Below are 17,623 nucleotides of genomic sequence, written 5' to 3'. Positions count from 1 at the left end.
CCGGCTCATGCGTGGCTCGCTGTTAGCGTTGGCGGCGGTAGGGCAGATACTGGTGAGGCTCGAACACTTCGGCCGTAGCACCTACGCCGCCGTGGGCGGCATAGAAAGCAGCCATGGCCGTTTCCAGCGCCTGGCGGTCGTCCAGCGGCATATCCGCAAACACGTCGTGGGCATCCAGCGGGGCGACCAGCGCGCTGAGGCGGCAGCGGCCCACCCCAAACGGGTGCTCGATGAACAGGCTGGCGCCATCCTGCGCCAGCTGGTCGTGCTGGTAGCGCCAGGCGTCGCTGAAGGGGGGGCGGCTGGCGCCCTGCGCCGGGTCGGTGGGGGCAAAGCCGAGGCTTCGCAGATACAGGTCGTTCATGGTGCTTAGTTGTTAGTTTTTCGTTGTCAGTTGTCAGTTTTTAGTTGTCAGCAGCTGTTGGCGCGTGTTGGCTGGCTATCATCGATTGCAGCCGGCCTCAGCCCTGACAACTGACAACGAGCAACTGACAACTACGCCCCTCTACCCTTCCGCGGCCCAGTTCACCTGACGCAGCAGCACCCGGAACTCGGCCTCTGAGGCCAGCCGGCCCTGGAAGCTGTAGAGCAGCTGGCTGTCCACGTTTTCGAGCAGGGTCAGCTCGCCGTCGTCGTAGAGCACGATGGTTTCGAGGCCGCAGGCGCTGGGGCGGCTGAAGCGGGCCTGGCGGGGCGGCGAGGCGAAGCGCGTGAAGCCCAGCGCGAGCAGCAGCTCGGCCGTGGGCTGGTAGAAGGCAGACATGAGGGAAACCCGTAGCTGGGGCGCCCCACCAGACAATGGAGCGAGAAGGTAGCGCCAACCTGCACAGCGCGGCAGACGGCAGCGGCCCAACGCCCCACCGGGGCAGGCCTTTCCTCCAAGGTACGCTTAATTATCCCGGCAGCGGGGCGGCTGCGGCCACCGGCCACCTTCGCGCTGGCGCGTACCCGCCTCCGTTCGTACCTTTGCCCCTGCTTATGCGCCTTACCCCACTCTATACGTTCAAGCTCACCCCACCCTGAGGACTGGCCTGCTTACCCTGCGCCGCCGCTTCCTGCCCGGAAGTGGGCGGCTTTTGTTTTGCCCAAACCCGTCAATTCTCAGCTGTTTATGTTTCAGGTTCTGCCCTATCTGGCTCAGTACAAAATCAACGTCAAAAACGAAATTCTCGCCGGCCTGACCACCGCGCTGGCCCTGGTGCCGGAAGTGGTGGCCTTCGCGCTGCTGGCCCACATCAGCCCGCTGGTGGGCATCGGCTCGGCCTTCATCATCTGCCTTATCACGAGCATCTTCGGCGGTCGGCCGGGCATGATTTCGGGCGCGGCCGGCTCGGTAGCCGTCGTCATTGTGGCCCTGGTGGCTCAGCACGGCGTGGAATACCTGTTCCTGGCCGTGGCCCTGATGGGCGTGTTGCAGATTGCCGTGGGGCTGCTGCGTTTCGGCAAGTTTATCCGGCTGGTGCCGCAGCCGGTGGTGTACGGCTTCGTCAACGGGCTGGCCGTCATCATCTTCATGGCCCAGCTGGAGCAGTTCAAGGTGCCCGGCGCGGGTGGAGAGGATCAGTGGCTGCAAGGCACCCCGCTCCTGCTGATGCTCGGGCTGGTGGCGCTCACCATGGCCATCGTCTACCTGCTGCCCAAGCTCACGAAGGCCGTGCCGGCCTCGCTGGCGGCCATCATCATAGTGTCGGCGCTGGTGATTGGGGGCAACCTCGATACCAAGTCGGTGGGTGATATTGCCTCCATCAAGGGCGGGCTGCCCACGCTGCACTGGCCGCAGGTGCCCCTGACCTGGGCTACGCTGGCGCTGGTGCTGCCCTACTCCGTCATCATGGCGCTGGTGGGCCTCACCGAAAGTTTGCTGACCCTGACCGTGGTGGACGAAATGACCGACACCCGCGGCCACGGCAACCAGGACTGCGTGGCCCAGGGCCTGGCCAACGTGGCCTCGGGCCTGACCGGCGGCATGGGCGGCTGCGCCATGATCGGGCAGACGATGGTGAATCTGGAATCCAGGGGGCGCGGGCGGCTGTCGGGCGTGGTGGCAGCGTTGGCGCTGGCGCTGTTTGTGGTGGCCGGCTCCTCGCTCATCGAGCAGCTGCCGCTGGCCGCGCTGGTGGGCGTGATGTTTATGGTGGTGATTGGCACCTTCGAGTGGGCCAGCCTACGCATCCTGCGCCGCATGCCCCGCGCCGACGTGCTGGTGATGCTGCTCGTGACGCTGGTCACGGCCGTGTCGCAGAACCTGGCGCTGGCTGTGCTGCTGGGCGTGGTGATTTCGGCGTTGGTGTTCGCCTGGGAAAACGCCAAGCGCATCCGGGCCCGCAAGCACACCGACGCCGCCGGCACCCGCCACTACGAAATCTACGGGCCGCTGTTCTTCGGCTCGGTGCAGGCCTTCACCGATAAGTTCGACGTGCAGCAGGACCCCACTCAGGTCGTCATCGACTTCCGCGAAAGCCGGGTGGCCGATATGTCGGGCATTGATGCGCTGCACAAGCTCACGGAGCGCTACCACCGCCTGGGCAAAACCCTGCACCTGCGCCACCTCAGCCCCGACTGCCGCCAGCTGCTGCGCAACGCCGGCGCCCTCATCGAAGTCAACATTCAGGAAGACCCCGAATACCGCGTGGTAACGGCCGAGTAGCTGGCGCCGCTCCGGCAAAATACGCCCGGCGCTTCGGCAGCCCGGCTTTTGATGGCACCTTTGAAGTCTATTTTCAGCAGCCCGTGATGAACGCTACCGAACAGGAAGAAAAAGAGTACCTGGAAGAAATCAAGGAGAAACTCACGCTGGCCGTGCGCCGCGTGGACAACGCCGTGAAGCAGTTCTCCACCGAGCTGCGCCAGAAAAAGGAGTACATCCACGAAAACCAGTCGGGCATGGACGAGGCCGACATGGTGGCCGCCGACCAGTCCATCAACCGCATGGCCCTCACGGGCGAAGGCGCCGTGGGCCGCAAGCGCCGGTTGCTCAAGCTGGTGCAGTCGCCCTACTTCGGCCGCCTCGATTTCGGCGCCAAAAACCAGCCGGCCGTGCCGGTGTATATTGGGGTGCATTCGTTTTTTGATGAGCAGCAGCGCCAGAACCTGATTTACGACTGGCGCGCGCCCATTTCCTCGCTGTTCTATGATTTCGAGCTGGGCGAGGCGTCGTACGCTACGCCGTCGGGCACGGTGCAGGGCCGCATCGAGCTGAAGCGACAGTACAAGATCCGGGACGGCCGCCTGGAGTTCCTGCTCGACAGCGACGTGAACATCCACGACGACGTGCTGCAGCAGGAGTTGGCCAAATCCTCCGACGATAAGATGAAGAACATCGTCGCCACCATTCAGCGCGACCAGAACGCGGTTATCCGTAATGAGGAGGCCACGGTGATGGTGATTCAGGGGGTGGCCGGCTCGGGTAAAACCTCCATTGCCCTGCACCGCATTGCGTTTCTGCTCTACCGCTACCGCGAAACCATGGCCGCCAAGGACCTGCTCATCATCTCGCCCAACAAGGTCTTTGCCGACTACATTTCCAACGTGCTGCCTGAGCTGGGCGAGGAGCACCTGCCGGAAATGGGCATGGAGGAGCTGGCCGCCGACCTGCTGGAAGGCCGCTACCAGTTCCAGACCTTTTTCGAGCAGGTAACGGCCCTGCTGGAGCGCCACGACGCGGCCTTTATTGAGCGGATCCGGTTCAAGTCGTCGTTTGAGTTCCTGAGCCAGCTCAATCAGTATCTGCTCCACATCGAGAATAATTACCTCACCGTAACGGAGCTGCGCGTGGGCCGCACGGTGGTGCCGGCTGCTTTCATTCAGCAGAAGTTCCGGACCTACCACCGGGTGCCGCTGCTGAAGCGGTTTGCGCTGGTGGCCAACGATGTGCGGGCCCACGTGCGCGACGCCGTGGGCCGCAAGCTCACGGGCCAGGAGAAGGGCACCATCGGCGAGGCCCTGCCCCGCATGTTCCGGCTGCACCAGGTGCCGGAGCTTTACCGCGACTTTTACCACTGGATCGGGCGGCCCGAGCTGCTGAAGATGCACCCCGGCCAGCCGCTGGAGTACGCCGACGTGTTTGCCCTGATTTACCTGCGTATCCGCCTGGAAGGCCTGCCCGGCTACGACCACGTCAAGCACCTGCTGATCGACGAGATGCAGGACTACACGCCCGTGCAGTACGCCGTGCTGTCGCGCCTGTTCCACTGCCGCAAAACCATCCTCGGCGACGTGAGCCAGACGGTGAACCCCTACAGCGCATCATCGGCCGAAACCATTGAGCGGGTGTTTCCGCAGGCCGAGGTAGTGCGCCTCTACCGCAGCTACCGCTCCACCCTCGAAATTACGGCCTTCGCCCAGCGCATCACGCCCAACCCGCACATCATGCCGCTGGAGCGGCACGGCCCCGCGCCCGCCGTGCGGCAGTTCGGCAGCCGCGACGAGGAGCTGCAGGCCCTGGGGCAGCTGATAGCGGACTTCCCCGGCTCCGGCCACCACTCCCTGGGCATTATCTGCAAGACGCTGCGGCAGGCGGAGCAGGCTTTCGAGGCGCTGGAAGCAGCGGGCGTGTACCTGCTCACCGATGAGTCCACGAAGTTCAAGGAAGGCATCATCCTCACCACAGCCCACCTGGCCAAGGGGCTGGAGTTTGATGCGGTAGTGGTACCGTTCGTATCGGCCCGCGTTTACAAAACGGAGGTGGACCGCAGCATGCTGTACGTGGCCTGCACCCGCGCCATGCACCAGCTCACGCTCACCTATTCCGGAGAGCTGACGAGCTTTCTGTCGGCCTGATACAGCTTTTCGGTGCCTGCTAGCTGCCTCGCGGTAGCTCAGTCAGCTTCTTTTCACGCATTGCCACCGTCTGCTGCGGGTGGTCGGGTAGGGCCGCATACGTCGCCTTGCCCGGCCACCCGCGGCAGACTTTTTTTTGTCTTTGGCCGGGTCGCAATTTCATGTAATTATCCCGCGCTTAAGTGATACTTTTAAACACTATTTACCTCTTCCTGCCCCCCTACATGCCCGCCGTTTCTACTCGCTTTGCTGCTCTCGCTCTGATCAGTGCTTTTCCCATCGGCAGCCGGCCCGCCGCTGCCCAATCCACGCCGGCCATCACCCACATCGGCACCATTCAGGGCACGGGTCCGGCGGCCACGCCCGGTACCTACACCATTGAGGGCGTCGTGACAGGCGTGTATCCGGGGCTGAGCCCGGGCGGCTTCTACGTGCAGGAAGCCACCGCCGCCACCGACGGCAACCCCGCCACCTCCGACGCCCTCTACGTGGTGCAGCCCGAGACCAAGGTGAAGATCGGCGACAACGTGCGCATCACGGGCACGGTGCTGGAAAGCGCCGACGCGCCCTCCTACACCCAGGCCGTGCTCACCCAGCCCACCGTGGAAGTGCTCTGGCCCAAAAACCAGCTCCCCGATTTCTCGGTGCTGCCCGCCGGCCAGTATTCCTCGGCCGATCTGGAGCGGTTTGAGGGCATGCGCGTGCAGTTTCCGGTGCCGCTCACGGTGGCCGATGTATACAGCCTCAAGCAGCGCGGCGAGCTGATTCTGACCACCGGCGGCACGCTCTACCAGCCCACCCAGTTCATCGACCCCAACGACAACCCCGCCACCGGCACCACCAGCACCGGCACCAGCAACGTGGCCGCCGTCAATGCCTACCAGACCGCCAACCTCGAACGGTCGTTGGTGCTCGACGACGGCACCGCCGCCAAGCCCACCACCATGCCCTTTGTTGATCCGGTGCTGGGCACCGTGCGGGTGGGCAGCACCGTGGCGCGGCTGCGCGGTATCATGGGCTTCAGCTACGGCAAGTGGCGCATCCAGCCCCTGCCCGGCCCCGATGCGCCCTCGTTTAACGTGCGCCGCCCCGCCGTGCCCACCTTCGGGCGCCTCGACCTGAAGATTGCCAGCTACAACGTGCTCAACTACTTCAACGGCGACGGCGCGGGCGGCGGCTTCCCCACGCCCCGCGGTGCCAAAACCGCCGAGGACTTCGCCCGCCAGCGCGCCAAAATCATTGCCGGCCTGGTGGCCATGAACGCCGACATCATCGGGCTGAGTGAGATGGAAAACGACGGTTTCGGGCCCGAGTCGGCGGTGCAGGACCTGGTGAACGGCCTCAACCAGGTGGCCGGCGCCGGCACCTACGCTTTCATCAACGACGGCGGCGCCACCCAGCAGCCCAACAACACCGACGTTATCCGGTGCGCCATCCTGTACAAGCCCGCCGCGGTAACACCGCTGAAAGCGGCTATGGTGGCCACCACGCCCGGCGTGTTCGAGCGCCCACCGCTGGCCCAGCTGTTCACCACCCGCCGCACCACCCGCCCCGACACGCTGGCGCTGGTCGTGAACCATTTCAAGTCCAAGAGCAGCGGCAAGGGCGTGGATGCCGACCAGAACGACGGCCAGGGCGGCTCCAACGACCGGCGCCGCACCCAGGCCCGCGAGTTGGTACAGTTCCTGAACAAAACCGTGAAGCCGGCCGGCGCCCGCCGCGTGATCTGCATCGGCGACTACAACTCCAACTACGAAGAAGACCCGCTCGATATTCTGCGCGCCGCCGGCCTGGTGGTCGTGACGCCGCCCACTAGCGCTTCCTATGTGTTCCGGGGCCTCACTGGCTCGCTCGACCACTGCATCGTGACGCCCAACCTAGTGGGGTTTATTGACGTGCACAAATGGAACATCAACTCCGGCGAGCCGAACTCTCTGCAGTATGACGCCGCCGGCCCCGCCACCGACACCCAAAGCCCCTTCCGCTCCTCCGACCACGACCCGGTGCTGATCGGCGTGAACTTCAAGGGCCTCGCCCCGACCAGCATCAGCGCCTCGCGCCTCTACATGTACCCCAACCCCGAGGGCGGCGCCCGCGCCTTTGCCCTGCCGGAGCTGCCCGCCACCACCGGCCCGATTTCGCTGGAAATGAGCCTGCCGCAGGGCGCTACCATGCTGCGCCTGCAGGGCCCGCAGGCGCTGATACAGTCGCAGCTCAACCGCGCCACCGCCCACCTGGCCCCCGGCCTCTACATGCTCCGCATCAAAGGCCAGGGCGTAGACGCCACCCAGCGCGTGATGAAGGAGTAGGAAAGTTCTGAGCTGACTCCGTAAGCCAACAGTCCGATGTAGAGACGCAATATATTGCGTCTCTACATCGGACTGATTTCGTTTGAGTTGCACAATTTAGACTAACACAACCGGCGCCGCGCTACCTCACCAGTTGCTCGAACAGGCGGTCCAGGGTGGCGGCCGGGTCGAGGCAGAGGCCGGGGTGCACGGCGGAGGTTTGCAGCACGGTGCTGCGCGTGGCCGTAAGCCAGCGGAACCGCTCGGCCACCCCAAACTGCCCGATGGGCCCGCCGTGGCGGCGGCCCTCACAGATGCGCTGGAACGCACCCAGCCGGGCCTGCAGCTCGTCCAGGTCGAGGGCAAGGCCGCCGAGGGCGCGCAGGCGGGCTTCGTCGAGGTGGAAGCGGCACTGCAGAAACCCCAGCGGGCGGCAGTACAGCACCACGCCCACGTTGCAGAATTCTTCCCGCTCTACGCGCGGTACCACGCGCAGCACGGCATACTCAAATAAGTGCTTCTCGGGCAGCATTGGCTTCCTGAACAAAGGTTTCTGATGCGGCCAGGCGGTTTTGCAGGAACTGCACATAGGCGTCGCGCTGCTGCCCGGGCGTGCGGTCGGGCTCCAGCAGCCACTCGTCGGGCACCAGCGCCACGATGGCGCGCAACACGTCCGGCGTGAGGCGGGCGCGGCCTTCGGCGTCTATGGCGGTTAGCTCCGAGGCCAGGGGCAGCAGCACGTGGTCTTTCACCTGCGGAAACGCGCGCGGCTTGGTTTGCTCGGCCCAGTTGGGGGCGGTGTGGTGCACGTAGAGGGCCGCGCCGTGGTCGATCAGCCACAGCTCCTTGTTCCAAAGCAGCAGGTTGGTGTTGCGGGCCGTGCGGTCTACGTTCAGCGTGAGGGCGTCGAGCCACACCACCTGCGAGGCCAGGCGCGCATCCACGGTGGTTACCAGCGGGTCGAAGGTGCTGGCGCGGGCCAGGTAGTGCAGGGCCAGGTTGAGGCCGGTGCTGGCCCGCAGCAGATCCTGAATTTCCTCGTCGGGCTCGGTGCGGCCGAAGGCTTCATCGAGGCGGATAAACACCAGCTCGGGCAGCTTCATGCCCAGCGCGCGGGCCAGCTCGCCCACAATCAGCTCGGCCACCAGCGCCTTGGGCCCCTGCCCCGCCCCGCGGAATTTCACCACGTACAGAAAGCCGTCGTCGGCCTCTACCAGCGCTGGCAGCGAGCCTCCTTCGCGCAGCGGGGCCACGTAGCGCGTCACGTCAACGGTTCTCAACGAAAGGTCACTTGCCAGCATACAGCGTCGGGGGTCTAAGCAGGTTGGGGCGCAAAGGACGCACAAAAGCCGCACAAAGCAGCCGGCGGCGGCCGCTGCTTGCCTCAAGTTGCGCCGTTGCCATGTAGCCCCAGCGGGGCGTTATGTTGGTAGAAGCCTCGCCGGAATATTGCCGCAAGCCCCAGCGGGGCGATACCCTGACCGCCCGGTTCGGGTGTCGCCCCGCCGGGGCTTCGTTCCATTTATCGACTACAGTGCTACCAACATGTCGCCCCGCTGGGGCTACTCTGCTACCGCGCAACGCGGGTTATTTGGAGTCTCTAACAAAGCCGGATTCCAGCTTCCAAAAAGATGCTTCAGCCACTTGATGCGACGTTATGTTGAGGTTTTTTTAGCGGCTCTCAGCAGCCAGTCCCGGTATCGGGCGCCGCCACCGGCTCCAGCACCAGACTCGTCGAGTTGATGCAGTAGCGCAACCCGGCCGGCGCCGGCCCGTCGGGGAAAACGTGGCCGAGGTGGCCGCCGCACACGTTGCAGCGGGCCTCGATGCGCTGCATGTGGTGGCTGTCGTCGGGGAGGTAGCAGATGGCGGCGGGCGTGGCGGGCTGGGTGAAGCTGGGCCAGCCGGAAATGGCGTGGTACTTGGTGGCCGAGTCGAAGAGCAGGCTGTGGCAGCCGGCGCAGTGGTAGCGGCCGGGCTCGTAGGCGCGGCAGTAGGCGTTGCGGTACGGCGGCTCGGTGCCGCGGCCGCGCAGCACGGCGTACTGGGCGGGCGTCAGGCGCTGCTGCCACTGCTCCTCGGTCAGCTCCACCCGCCGGGACGGCTCGGGGTTGGCGTAGCGGGCAAAAATCAGCACGTCTTTCCAGCGCAGCATAATGCGGGTTTGGGGTTGATGTGGGTTGGTGGTATACGCGTATCGAGGTGAAAACGCACTACCTGCAGCAGCTCCGGTCCGGCGGCTTATTCCAGCCGTCGGGCCGGTCGTTATAAGCTGACGTTGCTTCGGCTGATGTTGCCGCAGCATCAACGTGCGGCCACCTCGTTCATTTAGCGACCGGCCCGACGGCTGGAAAAAGCCGCCGGACCGGGACCCGTCGCCGAACAACTCAGAACCGCGCCAGCTAAACAACCTCAGCAACGACGAGACGCAAAGTATTGCGTCTCTACGCCGTTCTGATAGTCATTTCTACCCGGCTAATTCCGCCAATGCAGCCGCTATTTCAGCAAACATCGGCCGGCTGGCTACATCCAGCTGCAAGCACTGGTCGCGGAGCTGCTGCAGGCGCGGCAGCAGCGGCTGCTCGGCGGCCGATGGAACGCAGTGCGCCAGCAGTTCTTCCAGCAGACAGCCAAAGGCGCGGGCTTCCAGCTGCTGCAGGGCTCGCGCTGTGGTGGCGTGCGGCGCAAAGAAGCAGGCCGCGCCAAAGTCGCTGAGCAGGGCCGCGCCGGTGCTGGTGTACAGGATGTTGTGGGCGTACAGGTCGCCGTGCAGGATGCCGCGGCGGTGCAGGTGCGCCACCGCCGATGCTACGCCGTGGGCGAGGCGCAGCACGGCCGGCAGCGCAAACGTGGTGCCGGGCGCGTACACGTCGCGGGTGCAGGTGGCGAAGCTGGGCGGACCGGCCAAGTTCATGAAATCGGGCGGAATCAGCTCCAGCACCAAGCCTTCGGCCCCGGTTGGGTGGCCGGTCAGACGCCCATCCACGGGCACCAGGCTGGGGTGGCGGCCGGCGCTGATGCAGGCCACCATTTCGGAGTGCGGCAGACCGTCGCTGGTTACGGCGCCCTTAAACACCTTCACGGCCACTTCCCGCGCCGGCTGCGAGCCGCCGGGCTGCCAGCGGGCCTGCGAAATCACGCCCGATGCGCCTTCGCCCAGCAGCCGGCCCGGCGTCAGGGTGTCCCAGGCAATCGTGCCGATGGGGTGCTGCGCCAGCGCCGCATCTTCGGCGGCTTCGCTGAACGGGTTGCCGGCGTAGGCCAGCCACGACAGCCGCGGCAGCGCCAGCAGCCACGTAGGCAGCTCCGCGAGGCGGTTGGCAGCCAGGCGCAGCAGTTCCAGATTCGTGCAGCGGGCCAGGGTTTCGGGAAGCTCGGTGAGGCGGTTGCCGGCAAGCATCAGCTTCTGCAGGTGCTGGCAGGTGCCGATTTCGGGCGGCAGGGCTTCGAGCTGGTTATCGGTGAGGATCAGCCACTGTAGAGCCGGGGGCAGCGCCGCGCCGGGCAGCGTCCGGATCTGGTTGGCCTTGAAGCCAATCATACTCAGCTGCGGGCACTCGCCCAGCACCTCAGGCACGGCGGTGAAGCGGTTATCGGAGCAAAACAGGATGCGCAGGTGGCGCAGGCGGCCAAAATCCGGGGGCAGCGCCGCCAGCGCGTTGCCCGACAGGTTGAGGACTTCCAGCGTATCGGCCAGACTGAAAATCTCGCGGGGAAACTCGGTCAGGTTTTCGGATAGGTCGAGGCGCCGGGCGCCGGCCAACTGGCCGCTGCGCAGCTCTTCAAGGGTATGCATGCCCCAAAGGTCGGCAGCGAACCGCAAACCGGCAGCGTAACGCCTGACTTCCGGCTTGCTACTTTAAATCGTGTACGACAAGAGCTAGGAAGCTAGTTCCCCTCCTTAGAAAGGAGGGGTTAGGGGTGGTTGATGATCGGTGGACGGTTCTAAAAACCAGTTTTAATGATCGTCCTGCCGAGTATCAACCACCCCTAGCCCCTCCTTTCCAAGGAGGGGAACTAACTTTTTAGCTCTAGTTTTTACTGTCCGCAACTTGGTTTTACCTCGCCCTTACGAGCTGCACGACAGCGTAGCGCTGCCGGGCTTGGTGCGGGCCCACTCGGGCCGTTTGGCGGCCAGGTCGTCGTGGCCGGGCTGCTCGGTGAAGGGCGTCTTCAGCACCTGCTGCAGCCGGTGCAGCGGGGCCAGGTCGCCGGCTTCGGCGGCTTCGATGACCTGCTGGGCCAGGTAGTTGCGCAGCACGTACTTGGGGTTGGCGGCCAGCATGCCTTGCTGAATGGCTTCAGGCGGGTTCGATTCCTGGCGCAGCCGCCCGGCGTATTGCACCAGCCACGCCCGCAACGGCACGTGGGCGGCGCTGCCCGGCTCGGTGTAGCAGGCCGCAGCCAGCAGCGTGTCCAGGGCGTCGTCATCTTCCTGCAGCAGCGCCGGCACAGCTTCCGAGAGGCCTCGAAAAAACAGCGTCAGGTCGGCCTCGGCGGTTTCCAGGGCTGCGGGCAGTGCTTCCAGCAGGGCGTGGTCGGGGGCGGCGAAGGTGGCCAGGCCGAGCTTGCGGGCCATCAGCTGGCGGTAGGTGGCGTTGAAGGTGGCGGCGTACTCATCGAGCAGCGGGCGTAGCGCCTGCGGGTCGGGCAGCAGGGGGCCGAGGGCTTGGGCCAGCGCCATCAGGTTCCAGAGCCCTATCCGCGGCTGCTGCCCGAAGGCGTAGCGGCGGCCGCCGAAGTCGGTGGTGTTGGGGGTCCAGTCGGGGTCGTAGGGCTCCAGCCAGCCGTAGGGGCCGTAGTCGATGGTGAGGCCCAGGATGCTCATGTTGTCGGTGTTGAGCACGCCGTGCACGAAGCCCACGGATTGCCAGTGCGCCACCATTACGGCGGTGCGGCGGCTTACTTCGGCAAACCAGCGCACATACACCTTCGGCGAGGGTGCGCCCAGCTCCGGGAAATACCGCGTAATCACGTAGTCGGCCAGGGCCTGCAGGTTGTCGATTTCGCCCAGTGCGGCCAGCAGTTGGAAGCTGCCGAAGCGCACGAACGTGGGCGCCACCCGCGCCACCACGGCGCCGGGCTCGGGCCGGGCGTTGCCGTCGTAGAACATGTCGCGCACCACCTGGTCGCCAGTGGCTGCCAGGCTCAGGGCGCGAGTGGTGGGCACTCCGAGATGGTACATGGCTTCGGAACACAGAAACTCCCGCACCGAGGAACGCAGCACGGCGCGGCCATCGGCGCGGCGCGAGTAGGGCGTGGGGCCAGCGCCTTTCAGCTGCAGCTCCCACGGCGTGCCGTCGGTGGCCGTAAGCTCGCCCAAACTCATGGCGCGGCCGTCGCCGAGCTGGCCGGCCCAGTTGCCGAACTGATGCCCGCCGTAGCGCGCCGCAAACGGCTTCATGGTTTCGGTTACGAGGTTGCCGGCCAACACGGCGGCACCAGGGCCGCGCTCGGCTGGTTTCTCCAACCCCAGAAACGCCGCCATTTCCTCGGACCACGCCAGCAGGTGCGGATCGGCAACGGGCGTGGGCGCGGTGCGCGAGTAGTGGTAGCCCGGCACCTGGCGCGGGCTGTTGTCCGAGGAGGCGTCGCCGCGCAGCGTGTCGACAAAAGAATTCTGGAAAGCGGCGCTTTCCAGCGGCTGAAGAGGGTGAGGCATACGGAGCATACGAAAGAAGCGGCGGCAACGAAGCCGCAAGGTCGCCAAAAGCGGCCACCTGCACGCCGCGCAACGGCTGGCTGCTGCCTAAACCAGCCGAGGCCAGCGGCAGTTCACGGATGCGGGGGGGCGCTAACGTCAGGCGCTGGCCTTCTGCTCGTTGGCGTCTACCCTTTTTTCAGCGGATCGTGGCCCCAGTTCATCAGCGAATAGCGCCAGCGTGAGGTTTTCACGTCCTTTTGGTCGTGCGGGCCCTGGGCCAGGTGACGGCTGATGTAGCTGTGCACCTTGTGCATGTGCTGCTCGTCGGCGGCGGTGAGGTCGGCCTTTTTCTTGTGCAGAATTTGCACGATATGCTCGCCGGAGTGGTGCCCAACGCTGGTGCCGTCGCCGCTGTCCTGCCCCACCGATTTCGATTCTTCGGTTTTCAGCCACTTTTCCAGCTCGGCGGCGGTCATGTTCACATCGTGTTTGAAGTCGGCATAAATGTCGCCGGAAGCAGAAGTAGCCATAGGTACAAAGTGGGTAGCAGTGAAAGGATACCCGGTTGTACTGCCAGCTGGGGCTTACAGGTTACCACACGATTTCGGCTTTTGCCGGTGCAGGGCTACCGATGGCCGCTGCTAGCGCGTCGGCAGGCCCAGACGCTGCACGGTTTCGCCCTCAAAGTCGAACTCAATCAGCACGGCCGGCTCCTCGCCTACCACCCAGCCGTCGTGGCCGGGCGCAATGGCCACGGCCTGCGGAGCCACAAACTGCTCCACCTGCCCGTCGGCGTACTGAATATGAAACTCGCCCCGGGCCAGAAACCCCACGTGCGCGTGCTGGCACAGGGCCGTGCCCACCACCGGCTGCATGTCCTTCGACCACCGGAAGCCCACCGGATACACCACCCGTTTCACCCGCGCCGCGCCGGTGCGCACTACATCAATAGCAACGCCGCCCACCACCCGGTGGTCGGCTCCCTTCAGCGGGCCCATGAGAGAATCTGATTGCGACATAACAGACGACTTTTAACTGGTGAGAAACGACATAGAAAGCACAGACGGCAGGCCCCCGACCGGGCGCAGCGGCGTTCCGTCCTTCCGGAATCAAAGTACTCAATCCCCTATAAATCAGCCGGTATTATTTCTCCCCAAACCCAGCCGCCCACATGGCCCAAACGGCATCGGCCCCACCTCCAGAGGAAGCGGGGCCGACGTTATCGGGGCAAATCAGCGGCGGCAGGGCCGGCTAGCGGCCGGGGAAGCGCTTCACCGGCTCGCGGCGGCCGTAGCCGTATTGGTCGTTGCGGCGCTTCTGCTCGTCGCGGGAGTAGCGGCCGTCGCGCTGGCACTTGTCGTTGTCGCGGCGGTTGTCGTAGCCGCGGCGGTCCTGGTACTTCTTGTCTTTGCCTTTCTTGTCGTAACGTTTATCATCTCTGTGACCTCTGTCGTGGTCATGGTCGCGGTCAGATTTCCGCTCCCAGCGGTCATCATCAACACGGGAAGCAAGGGGCGCGGCAGCGGCGGAAGTGGCCAGCAATATTGCGGCGGCAAAGGACAGCAGGAGCGTTTTCATGGGAAGGAAGATTACAGGGTGAATACCGTTTGGGCCAGGAAGCCGAACGCGGGCCGCAGCCTGCGCCGAAGCATCTGGCGGGGCTTTGGCAAGCATGGTGCCAATGTGGCCGGCGGCGGCCGCGCCCATGCCCGCGGCAGCCCTCCTTTCCAGCTGCTCCGGTGCGCCTCCCAACGCAACAAAACGGCCTGAAAGCGGACAGCGGGCACAAAAAAAGCGGAGAAGCTCCGGCCGCCAAGCCTGCTTCTCCGCTTCGCTGTTAGAGGTAGCGAACCTATGCAAGTTTCCGGAACGGTACGCGCCTGACTCCGGCGGGCGCCGCTTGCGCATCGCCCCGAAAACCGTTTTCAGGGTGCCTTACAGCAGCCCTACCCCGGCCCCCGCCAGCTCGGTGCGCACGGCCTCGGGCCAGATGCTCACCTGCACCTCCCCGATGTGGCCTTTGCGCAGCATGAACATGCACACCCGGCTCTGCCCGATGCCCCCGCCTATGCTCTGCGGCAGCTCGTCCTTGAGCAAGCGCGAGTGAAACGACAGCTCCTGCCGGTCTTCGCAGCCGCGCAACGCCAGCTGGCGCACCAGCGCGTGCTTATCCACCCGAATGCCCATCGATGATACCTCGAAGGAGGTTTGCAGGATGGGGTGCCAGAGCAGGATGTCGCCGTTGAGGCCGCGGTAGCCGGCGGCGGTTTCGGTGCTCCAGTCGTCGTAGTCAGGGGCGCGGCCGTCGTGGGCCTCGCCGTGGCTCAGCTCGCCGCCGATGCCCATCAGGAACACCGCGCCGTACTGCTTCACCACCTCATGCTCGCGCTCCTTGGGCGTGAGGGTCGGGTACTGGCGGAGCAGGTCTTCGGCGTGCACAAACGTGATTTTGCCGGGCAGCACCGGCGTAATTTCCGGGTAGGCTTCGGCTATGCGGGCCTCGGTGGTGCGCAGGGCCTCGTAGATGCGCTCCACCGTGGCCTGCAGAAACTCCGGCGTGCGCTGCTCGGCGCTGATGTGCTTTTCCCAGTCCCACTGGTCTACGTAGATGGAGTGGATGGGCGAGTAGTCCTCGTCGGGGCGCAGGGCGCGCATGTCGGTGAGCAGGCCGCGGCCGGCCTCGATGCCGAGCTCCTGCAGGCGCACCCGCTTCCACTTGGCCAGCGAGTGCACCACCACGGCGCGGCGCTCGTCCAGGGCCTTCACAGGGAAGCCTACTGGCCGCTCAATCCCGTTTAGGTCGTCGTTGATGCCGGTGCCATCGAGCACGGCAATCGGCGAGGATACTTTCACCAGGTGCAGCTGCGACGACAATTCCCGGGAGAAGGTGTCTTTCACAAAGCTGATGGCTTCTTCGGTTTTGAGCATTTCGGGGGCAGTCATGATGCGTTTTATATTTAAGTGACGTGAGTGATTTTATTTAAAAAAGGCACGCGTTTTCCAGCCTCCCCATCGGGAGTTTTTAATTTCCAGAAATTAAGCGTGCCGAAAAAAGTACGACACCACTCCGGCCGGCAAAATCAGGCAACCGGTTCGGCAGGCACAAAAAAAAGCCTTCCGGATGAGGGAAGGCTGCTTAAAAAATCAGTGGTTGATTTTTTATATCTCCAATGGAGCAATAGCCTTCCTGCCTCGAATCGGATTATTATTCGAGTTATTATTAGGAAGATTATTGCAGAAAAGGCGCATGGTCAGGAGCTGTTTTCGTCAGATGTATGCAAGTATAAAAATCAATTTCAGTAACTCCTAAAATAATCAGGTTTAATTTTCCATTTTCGTTGAATTACTTCTTAAAATACTATTGAGCTTTCTACTATTATATGTATCGGCCTATTCGGTGCCCAATAGCGCGTCGCGGACGTCGCGCACGGCGCCGGCTACTGAGGCCGGCACGGGCGTGTCGGGCTGCAGCTGTTTGAGCAGGCGCAGGTATTTGGCGCGGCCCTCCGAGAGCATGAAGCGCGGCACCTCGTACACGAACAGGCTGAAGGGCTCCACCTTCTGCACTCCTACCAGCACAAACCGGTCGGCGCGCAGGGCATCGGCGTAGAAGGCGGCCTGCCGGTCATAGTCGTAGCCGCTGCACTGGGCCACAAAGTGCTGATGGTCGCGGGCCAGGGTGGTTTTGAAATCGATGATGGTGTAGGGCTGACCGGGCTGATCCACGATGAGGTCGGCGCGGAGCTTGCAGAGCGTGCCGGTTACGGCTTCGGTGAACACGCAGCTGGGCTCGGCAATGCCGGTTTTCAGCCACTCGCTCACCTGCGGGTTCAGTTGCACGCCTTCCACCATCCACCACACCAGCGTGTCGTTGATGCCGGGCAGGCCGGGCTCGTAGAGGTCGGGCTCGAGCAGCGCGGTGTGGAAGGCCGTGCCCAGGCCCAGCGCGCCGCTGGACGTGGTGGGGCGCGGCGGCCGGCCGTTCAGCGCGTCGCGCAGGCGGGACAGGTCGGAGTTGGCAATGGCGGGCAGGGCGCGGTAGTCGTCGTAGGGTACGCGCAGCAAATCGGGGCGCGGGGTGGTAGCAGCAGAATCAATCACGGGAACAGAACAGCGCAGCCAAAGAAAAGGCTCCGCATTGAGGGGTTTGGGAGGAAGCAGTATAGGTATTTTTACGGTAGGAAGCCGCCTGAGGCCGGTGCCACCACTGCTTACGCGGGCCTGAACCGGGCCAGACCAGTTCCGCCTCACTCCCACCCGCGGCACTCCAGACTACTCCAGGCGGCGGGCCAGCACGCGGGCCGGGGCCCCGTCGGCGCCGGCTACCTTCAGGGGCAAGCACAGCAGCTCGTAGCGGCCAGGCGCGGCGTGCTGCAGGGCCAGGCCCTCAATGATGCTGATGCCGGCGTCGAGCAAAGCGTGGTGGGTATCGGCCGGGCCCACCGATATGTAGTCGACCCCGACGCAGACGACGCCCTGGTCGCGGAGCCACTCGGCGGCATCGGCGCGGAGGCGCACGAAATCGGGGTTGAAGGGTTGGGTGGCCCAGTCGTGGCGGGAGTTGCGGGTTTTGAACAGCACCCGGTCGTGGGGCTGCAGCTGCAGGTGCTCCACGGCGGCCCGCGTGATAAACCGCTCGTCGTCGACCTCCACCAGCAGCGCCGGGCCCATCAGGGTGCTCAGGTCCAGCTGCGTGACGTCGGGGCCATCGGGCAGGAAATGGCGCGGGGCATCCACGTGGGTGCCAGTGTGCACGCTCAGGCTCATTTCCGTGACGTTGGCGGCGGCGCCGTCGGCCATGCTCAGAGTTTTGCGGATACGCACCGGGGCGTTATCGGGCCAGTAGGCCATGCCGTCGGAAATGGTGGTCGTGAAGTCAAGCCACATCATTACGGGATTTAGGAAAGCACGT

General features: G+C 64.6%; 17 protein-coding genes. 4 read left to right on the top strand and 13 right to left on the bottom strand.

The window, feature by feature from the left end; all coding sequences use genetic code 11:
- Window positions 1–22: 22 nt before the first annotated feature.
- Both N008_RS15270 and N008_RS15265 read right to left on the bottom strand, forming a co-directional pair.
- The gene (locus N008_RS15270) at window positions 23–364 is read right to left on the bottom strand and encodes a hypothetical protein (RefSeq protein WP_044017242.1); all 342 of its coding nucleotides are present in this window, start codon (window positions 362–364) and stop codon (window positions 23–25) included.
- Between the two features lie 141 nt (window positions 365–505).
- Window positions 506–763, bottom strand: a complete 258-nt coding sequence (locus tag N008_RS15265; RefSeq protein ID WP_044017240.1) for a hypothetical protein — start codon at window positions 761–763, stop codon at window positions 506–508.
- A gap of 348 nt (window positions 764–1,111) precedes the next feature.
- Between N008_RS15265 and N008_RS15260 the strand changes: the two genes are divergently transcribed.
- The 3 genes from N008_RS15260 (at window position 1,112) to N008_RS15250 (ending at window position 7,088) form a co-directional block, all read left to right on the top strand.
- The gene (locus N008_RS15260; RefSeq protein ID WP_044017238.1) at window positions 1,112–2,647 is read left to right on the top strand and encodes a SulP family inorganic anion transporter; all 1,536 of its coding nucleotides are present in this window, start codon (window positions 1,112–1,114) and stop codon (window positions 2,645–2,647) included.
- An 86-nt stretch (window positions 2,648–2,733) separates the two neighbouring features.
- Window positions 2,734–4,779: a HelD family protein gene (locus N008_RS15255; protein ID WP_044017236.1), complete on the top strand. Its 2,046-nt coding sequence runs from the start codon at window positions 2,734–2,736 to the stop codon at window positions 4,777–4,779.
- Window positions 4,780–5,003: 224 nt separating this feature from the next.
- Window positions 5,004–7,088 (top strand): ExeM/NucH family extracellular endonuclease, encoded by a 2,085-nt coding sequence (locus N008_RS15250; RefSeq protein WP_052381606.1) that lies wholly within the window; start codon window positions 5,004–5,006, stop codon window positions 7,086–7,088.
- Window positions 7,089–7,209: 121 nt separating this feature from the next.
- On the opposite strand, the gene N008_RS15245 is transcribed toward N008_RS15250, so the two are convergent.
- The 9 genes from N008_RS15245 to asnA all read right to left on the bottom strand — a co-directional run bounded on the left by N008_RS15245 (window position 7,210) and on the right by asnA (window position 15,654).
- On the bottom strand, window positions 7,210–7,596 hold the full coding sequence (locus tag N008_RS15245) for a DUF3037 domain-containing protein (protein ID WP_044018887.1): 387 nt from the start codon (window positions 7,594–7,596) through the stop codon (window positions 7,210–7,212).
- The gene (locus tag N008_RS15240) at window positions 7,574–8,368 is read right to left on the bottom strand and encodes a HipA family kinase (RefSeq protein WP_044017234.1); all 795 of its coding nucleotides are present in this window, start codon (window positions 8,366–8,368) and stop codon (window positions 7,574–7,576) included. The genes N008_RS15245 and N008_RS15240 overlap by 23 nt, the downstream gene beginning before the upstream one ends.
- A 380-nt stretch (window positions 8,369–8,748) precedes the next feature.
- On the bottom strand, window positions 8,749–9,222 hold the full coding sequence (msrB, locus tag N008_RS15235; protein WP_044017232.1) for a peptide-methionine (R)-S-oxide reductase MsrB: 474 nt from the start codon (window positions 9,220–9,222) through the stop codon (window positions 8,749–8,751).
- A 312-nt stretch (window positions 9,223–9,534) separates the two neighbouring features.
- Window positions 9,535–10,863: a leucine-rich repeat-containing protein kinase family protein gene (locus N008_RS15230; RefSeq protein ID WP_044017230.1), complete on the bottom strand. Its 1,329-nt coding sequence runs from the start codon at window positions 10,861–10,863 to the stop codon at window positions 9,535–9,537.
- A 273-nt stretch (window positions 10,864–11,136) separates the two neighbouring features.
- Window positions 11,137–12,729, bottom strand: a complete 1,593-nt coding sequence (locus tag N008_RS15225) for a protein adenylyltransferase SelO (protein ID WP_044017228.1) — start codon at window positions 12,727–12,729, stop codon at window positions 11,137–11,139.
- 167 nt (window positions 12,730–12,896) lie between these two features.
- On the bottom strand, window positions 12,897–13,241 hold the full coding sequence (locus N008_RS15220) for a DUF3140 domain-containing protein (RefSeq protein WP_044017226.1): 345 nt from the start codon (window positions 13,239–13,241) through the stop codon (window positions 12,897–12,899).
- Window positions 13,242–13,352: 111 nt separating this feature from the next.
- A complete protein-coding gene (locus tag N008_RS23235; protein ID WP_197062872.1) occupies window positions 13,353–13,730 on the bottom strand; it encodes a hypothetical protein in 378 nt (125 codons plus the stop codon).
- A gap of 232 nt (window positions 13,731–13,962) precedes the next feature.
- The gene (locus tag N008_RS15210) at window positions 13,963–14,289 is read right to left on the bottom strand and encodes a hypothetical protein (RefSeq protein ID WP_156109341.1); all 327 of its coding nucleotides are present in this window, start codon (window positions 14,287–14,289) and stop codon (window positions 13,963–13,965) included.
- A gap of 357 nt (window positions 14,290–14,646) precedes the next feature.
- The gene (gene asnA, locus N008_RS15205) at window positions 14,647–15,654 is read right to left on the bottom strand and encodes an aspartate--ammonia ligase (RefSeq protein WP_044017222.1); all 1,008 of its coding nucleotides are present in this window, start codon (window positions 15,652–15,654) and stop codon (window positions 14,647–14,649) included.
- Window positions 15,655–15,681: 27 nt separating this feature from the next.
- Here asnA and N008_RS23230 point away from each other — a divergent pair, with 27 nt between their 5' ends.
- Window positions 15,682–16,014, top strand: coding sequence for a hypothetical protein (locus N008_RS23230; RefSeq protein WP_156109340.1), 333 nt, complete (start codon window positions 15,682–15,684; stop codon window positions 16,012–16,014).
- 87 nt (window positions 16,015–16,101) lie between these two features.
- Here N008_RS23230 and N008_RS15200 read toward each other — a convergent pair whose 3' ends face one another.
- Window positions 16,102–16,812, bottom strand: a complete 711-nt coding sequence (locus N008_RS15200) for a PD-(D/E)XK nuclease-like domain-containing protein (protein WP_052381605.1) — start codon at window positions 16,810–16,812, stop codon at window positions 16,102–16,104.
- A 171-nt stretch (window positions 16,813–16,983) separates the two neighbouring features.
- On the bottom strand, window positions 16,984–17,601 hold the full coding sequence (locus N008_RS15195) for a cyclase family protein (RefSeq protein WP_044017220.1): 618 nt from the start codon (window positions 17,599–17,601) through the stop codon (window positions 16,984–16,986).
- Between the last annotated feature and the right edge of the window lie 22 nt (window positions 17,602–17,623).

Origin of the sequence: Hymenobacter sp. APR13 (assembly GCF_000737515.1) — a bacterium.
In the GTDB taxonomy this organism is placed as follows: Bacteria; Bacteroidota; Bacteroidia; order Cytophagales; family Hymenobacteraceae; genus Hymenobacter.
The sequence above is the reverse complement of the archived record's forward strand: the minus strand, read 5'-3'. Positions and strand labels throughout refer to the sequence as shown.

Excerpts from the sequence above, each read along its gene's own strand:
- N008_RS15225 (WP_044017228.1), bottom strand. The coding sequence starts at position 12,729 with ATGCCTCACCCTCTTCAGCCGCTGGAAAGCGCCGCTTTCCAGAATTCT.
- N008_RS15240 (WP_044017234.1), bottom strand. The coding sequence starts at position 8,368 with ATGCTGGCAAGTGACCTTTCGTTGAGAACCGTTGACGTGACGCGCTAC.
- N008_RS15265 (WP_044017240.1), bottom strand. The coding sequence starts at position 763 with ATGTCTGCCTTCTACCAGCCCACGGCCGAGCTGCTGCTCGCGCTGGGC.
- N008_RS15230 (WP_044017230.1), bottom strand. The coding sequence starts at position 10,863 with ATGCATACCCTTGAAGAGCTGCGCAGCGGCCAGTTGGCCGGCGCCCGG.
- N008_RS15220 (WP_044017226.1), bottom strand. The coding sequence starts at position 13,241 with ATGGCTACTTCTGCTTCCGGCGACATTTATGCCGACTTCAAACACGAT.
- N008_RS15255 (WP_044017236.1), top strand. The coding sequence starts at position 2,734 with ATGAACGCTACCGAACAGGAAGAAAAAGAGTACCTGGAAGAAATCAAG.
- asnA (WP_044017222.1), bottom strand. The coding sequence starts at position 15,654 with ATGACTGCCCCCGAAATGCTCAAAACCGAAGAAGCCATCAGCTTTGTG.
- msrB (WP_044017232.1), bottom strand. The coding sequence starts at position 9,222 with ATGCTGCGCTGGAAAGACGTGCTGATTTTTGCCCGCTACGCCAACCCC.
- N008_RS23235 (WP_197062872.1), bottom strand. The coding sequence starts at position 13,730 with ATGTCGCAATCAGATTCTCTCATGGGCCCGCTGAAGGGAGCCGACCAC.
- N008_RS15210 (WP_156109341.1), bottom strand. The coding sequence starts at position 14,289 with ATGAAAACGCTCCTGCTGTCCTTTGCCGCCGCAATATTGCTGGCCACT.
- N008_RS15195 (WP_044017220.1), bottom strand. The coding sequence starts at position 17,601 with ATGATGTGGCTTGACTTCACGACCACCATTTCCGACGGCATGGCCTAC.
- N008_RS15250 (WP_052381606.1), top strand. The coding sequence starts at position 5,004 with ATGCCCGCCGTTTCTACTCGCTTTGCTGCTCTCGCTCTGATCAGTGCT.
- N008_RS15260 (WP_044017238.1), top strand. The coding sequence starts at position 1,112 with ATGTTTCAGGTTCTGCCCTATCTGGCTCAGTACAAAATCAACGTCAAA.
- N008_RS15270 (WP_044017242.1), bottom strand. The coding sequence starts at position 364 with ATGAACGACCTGTATCTGCGAAGCCTCGGCTTTGCCCCCACCGACCCG.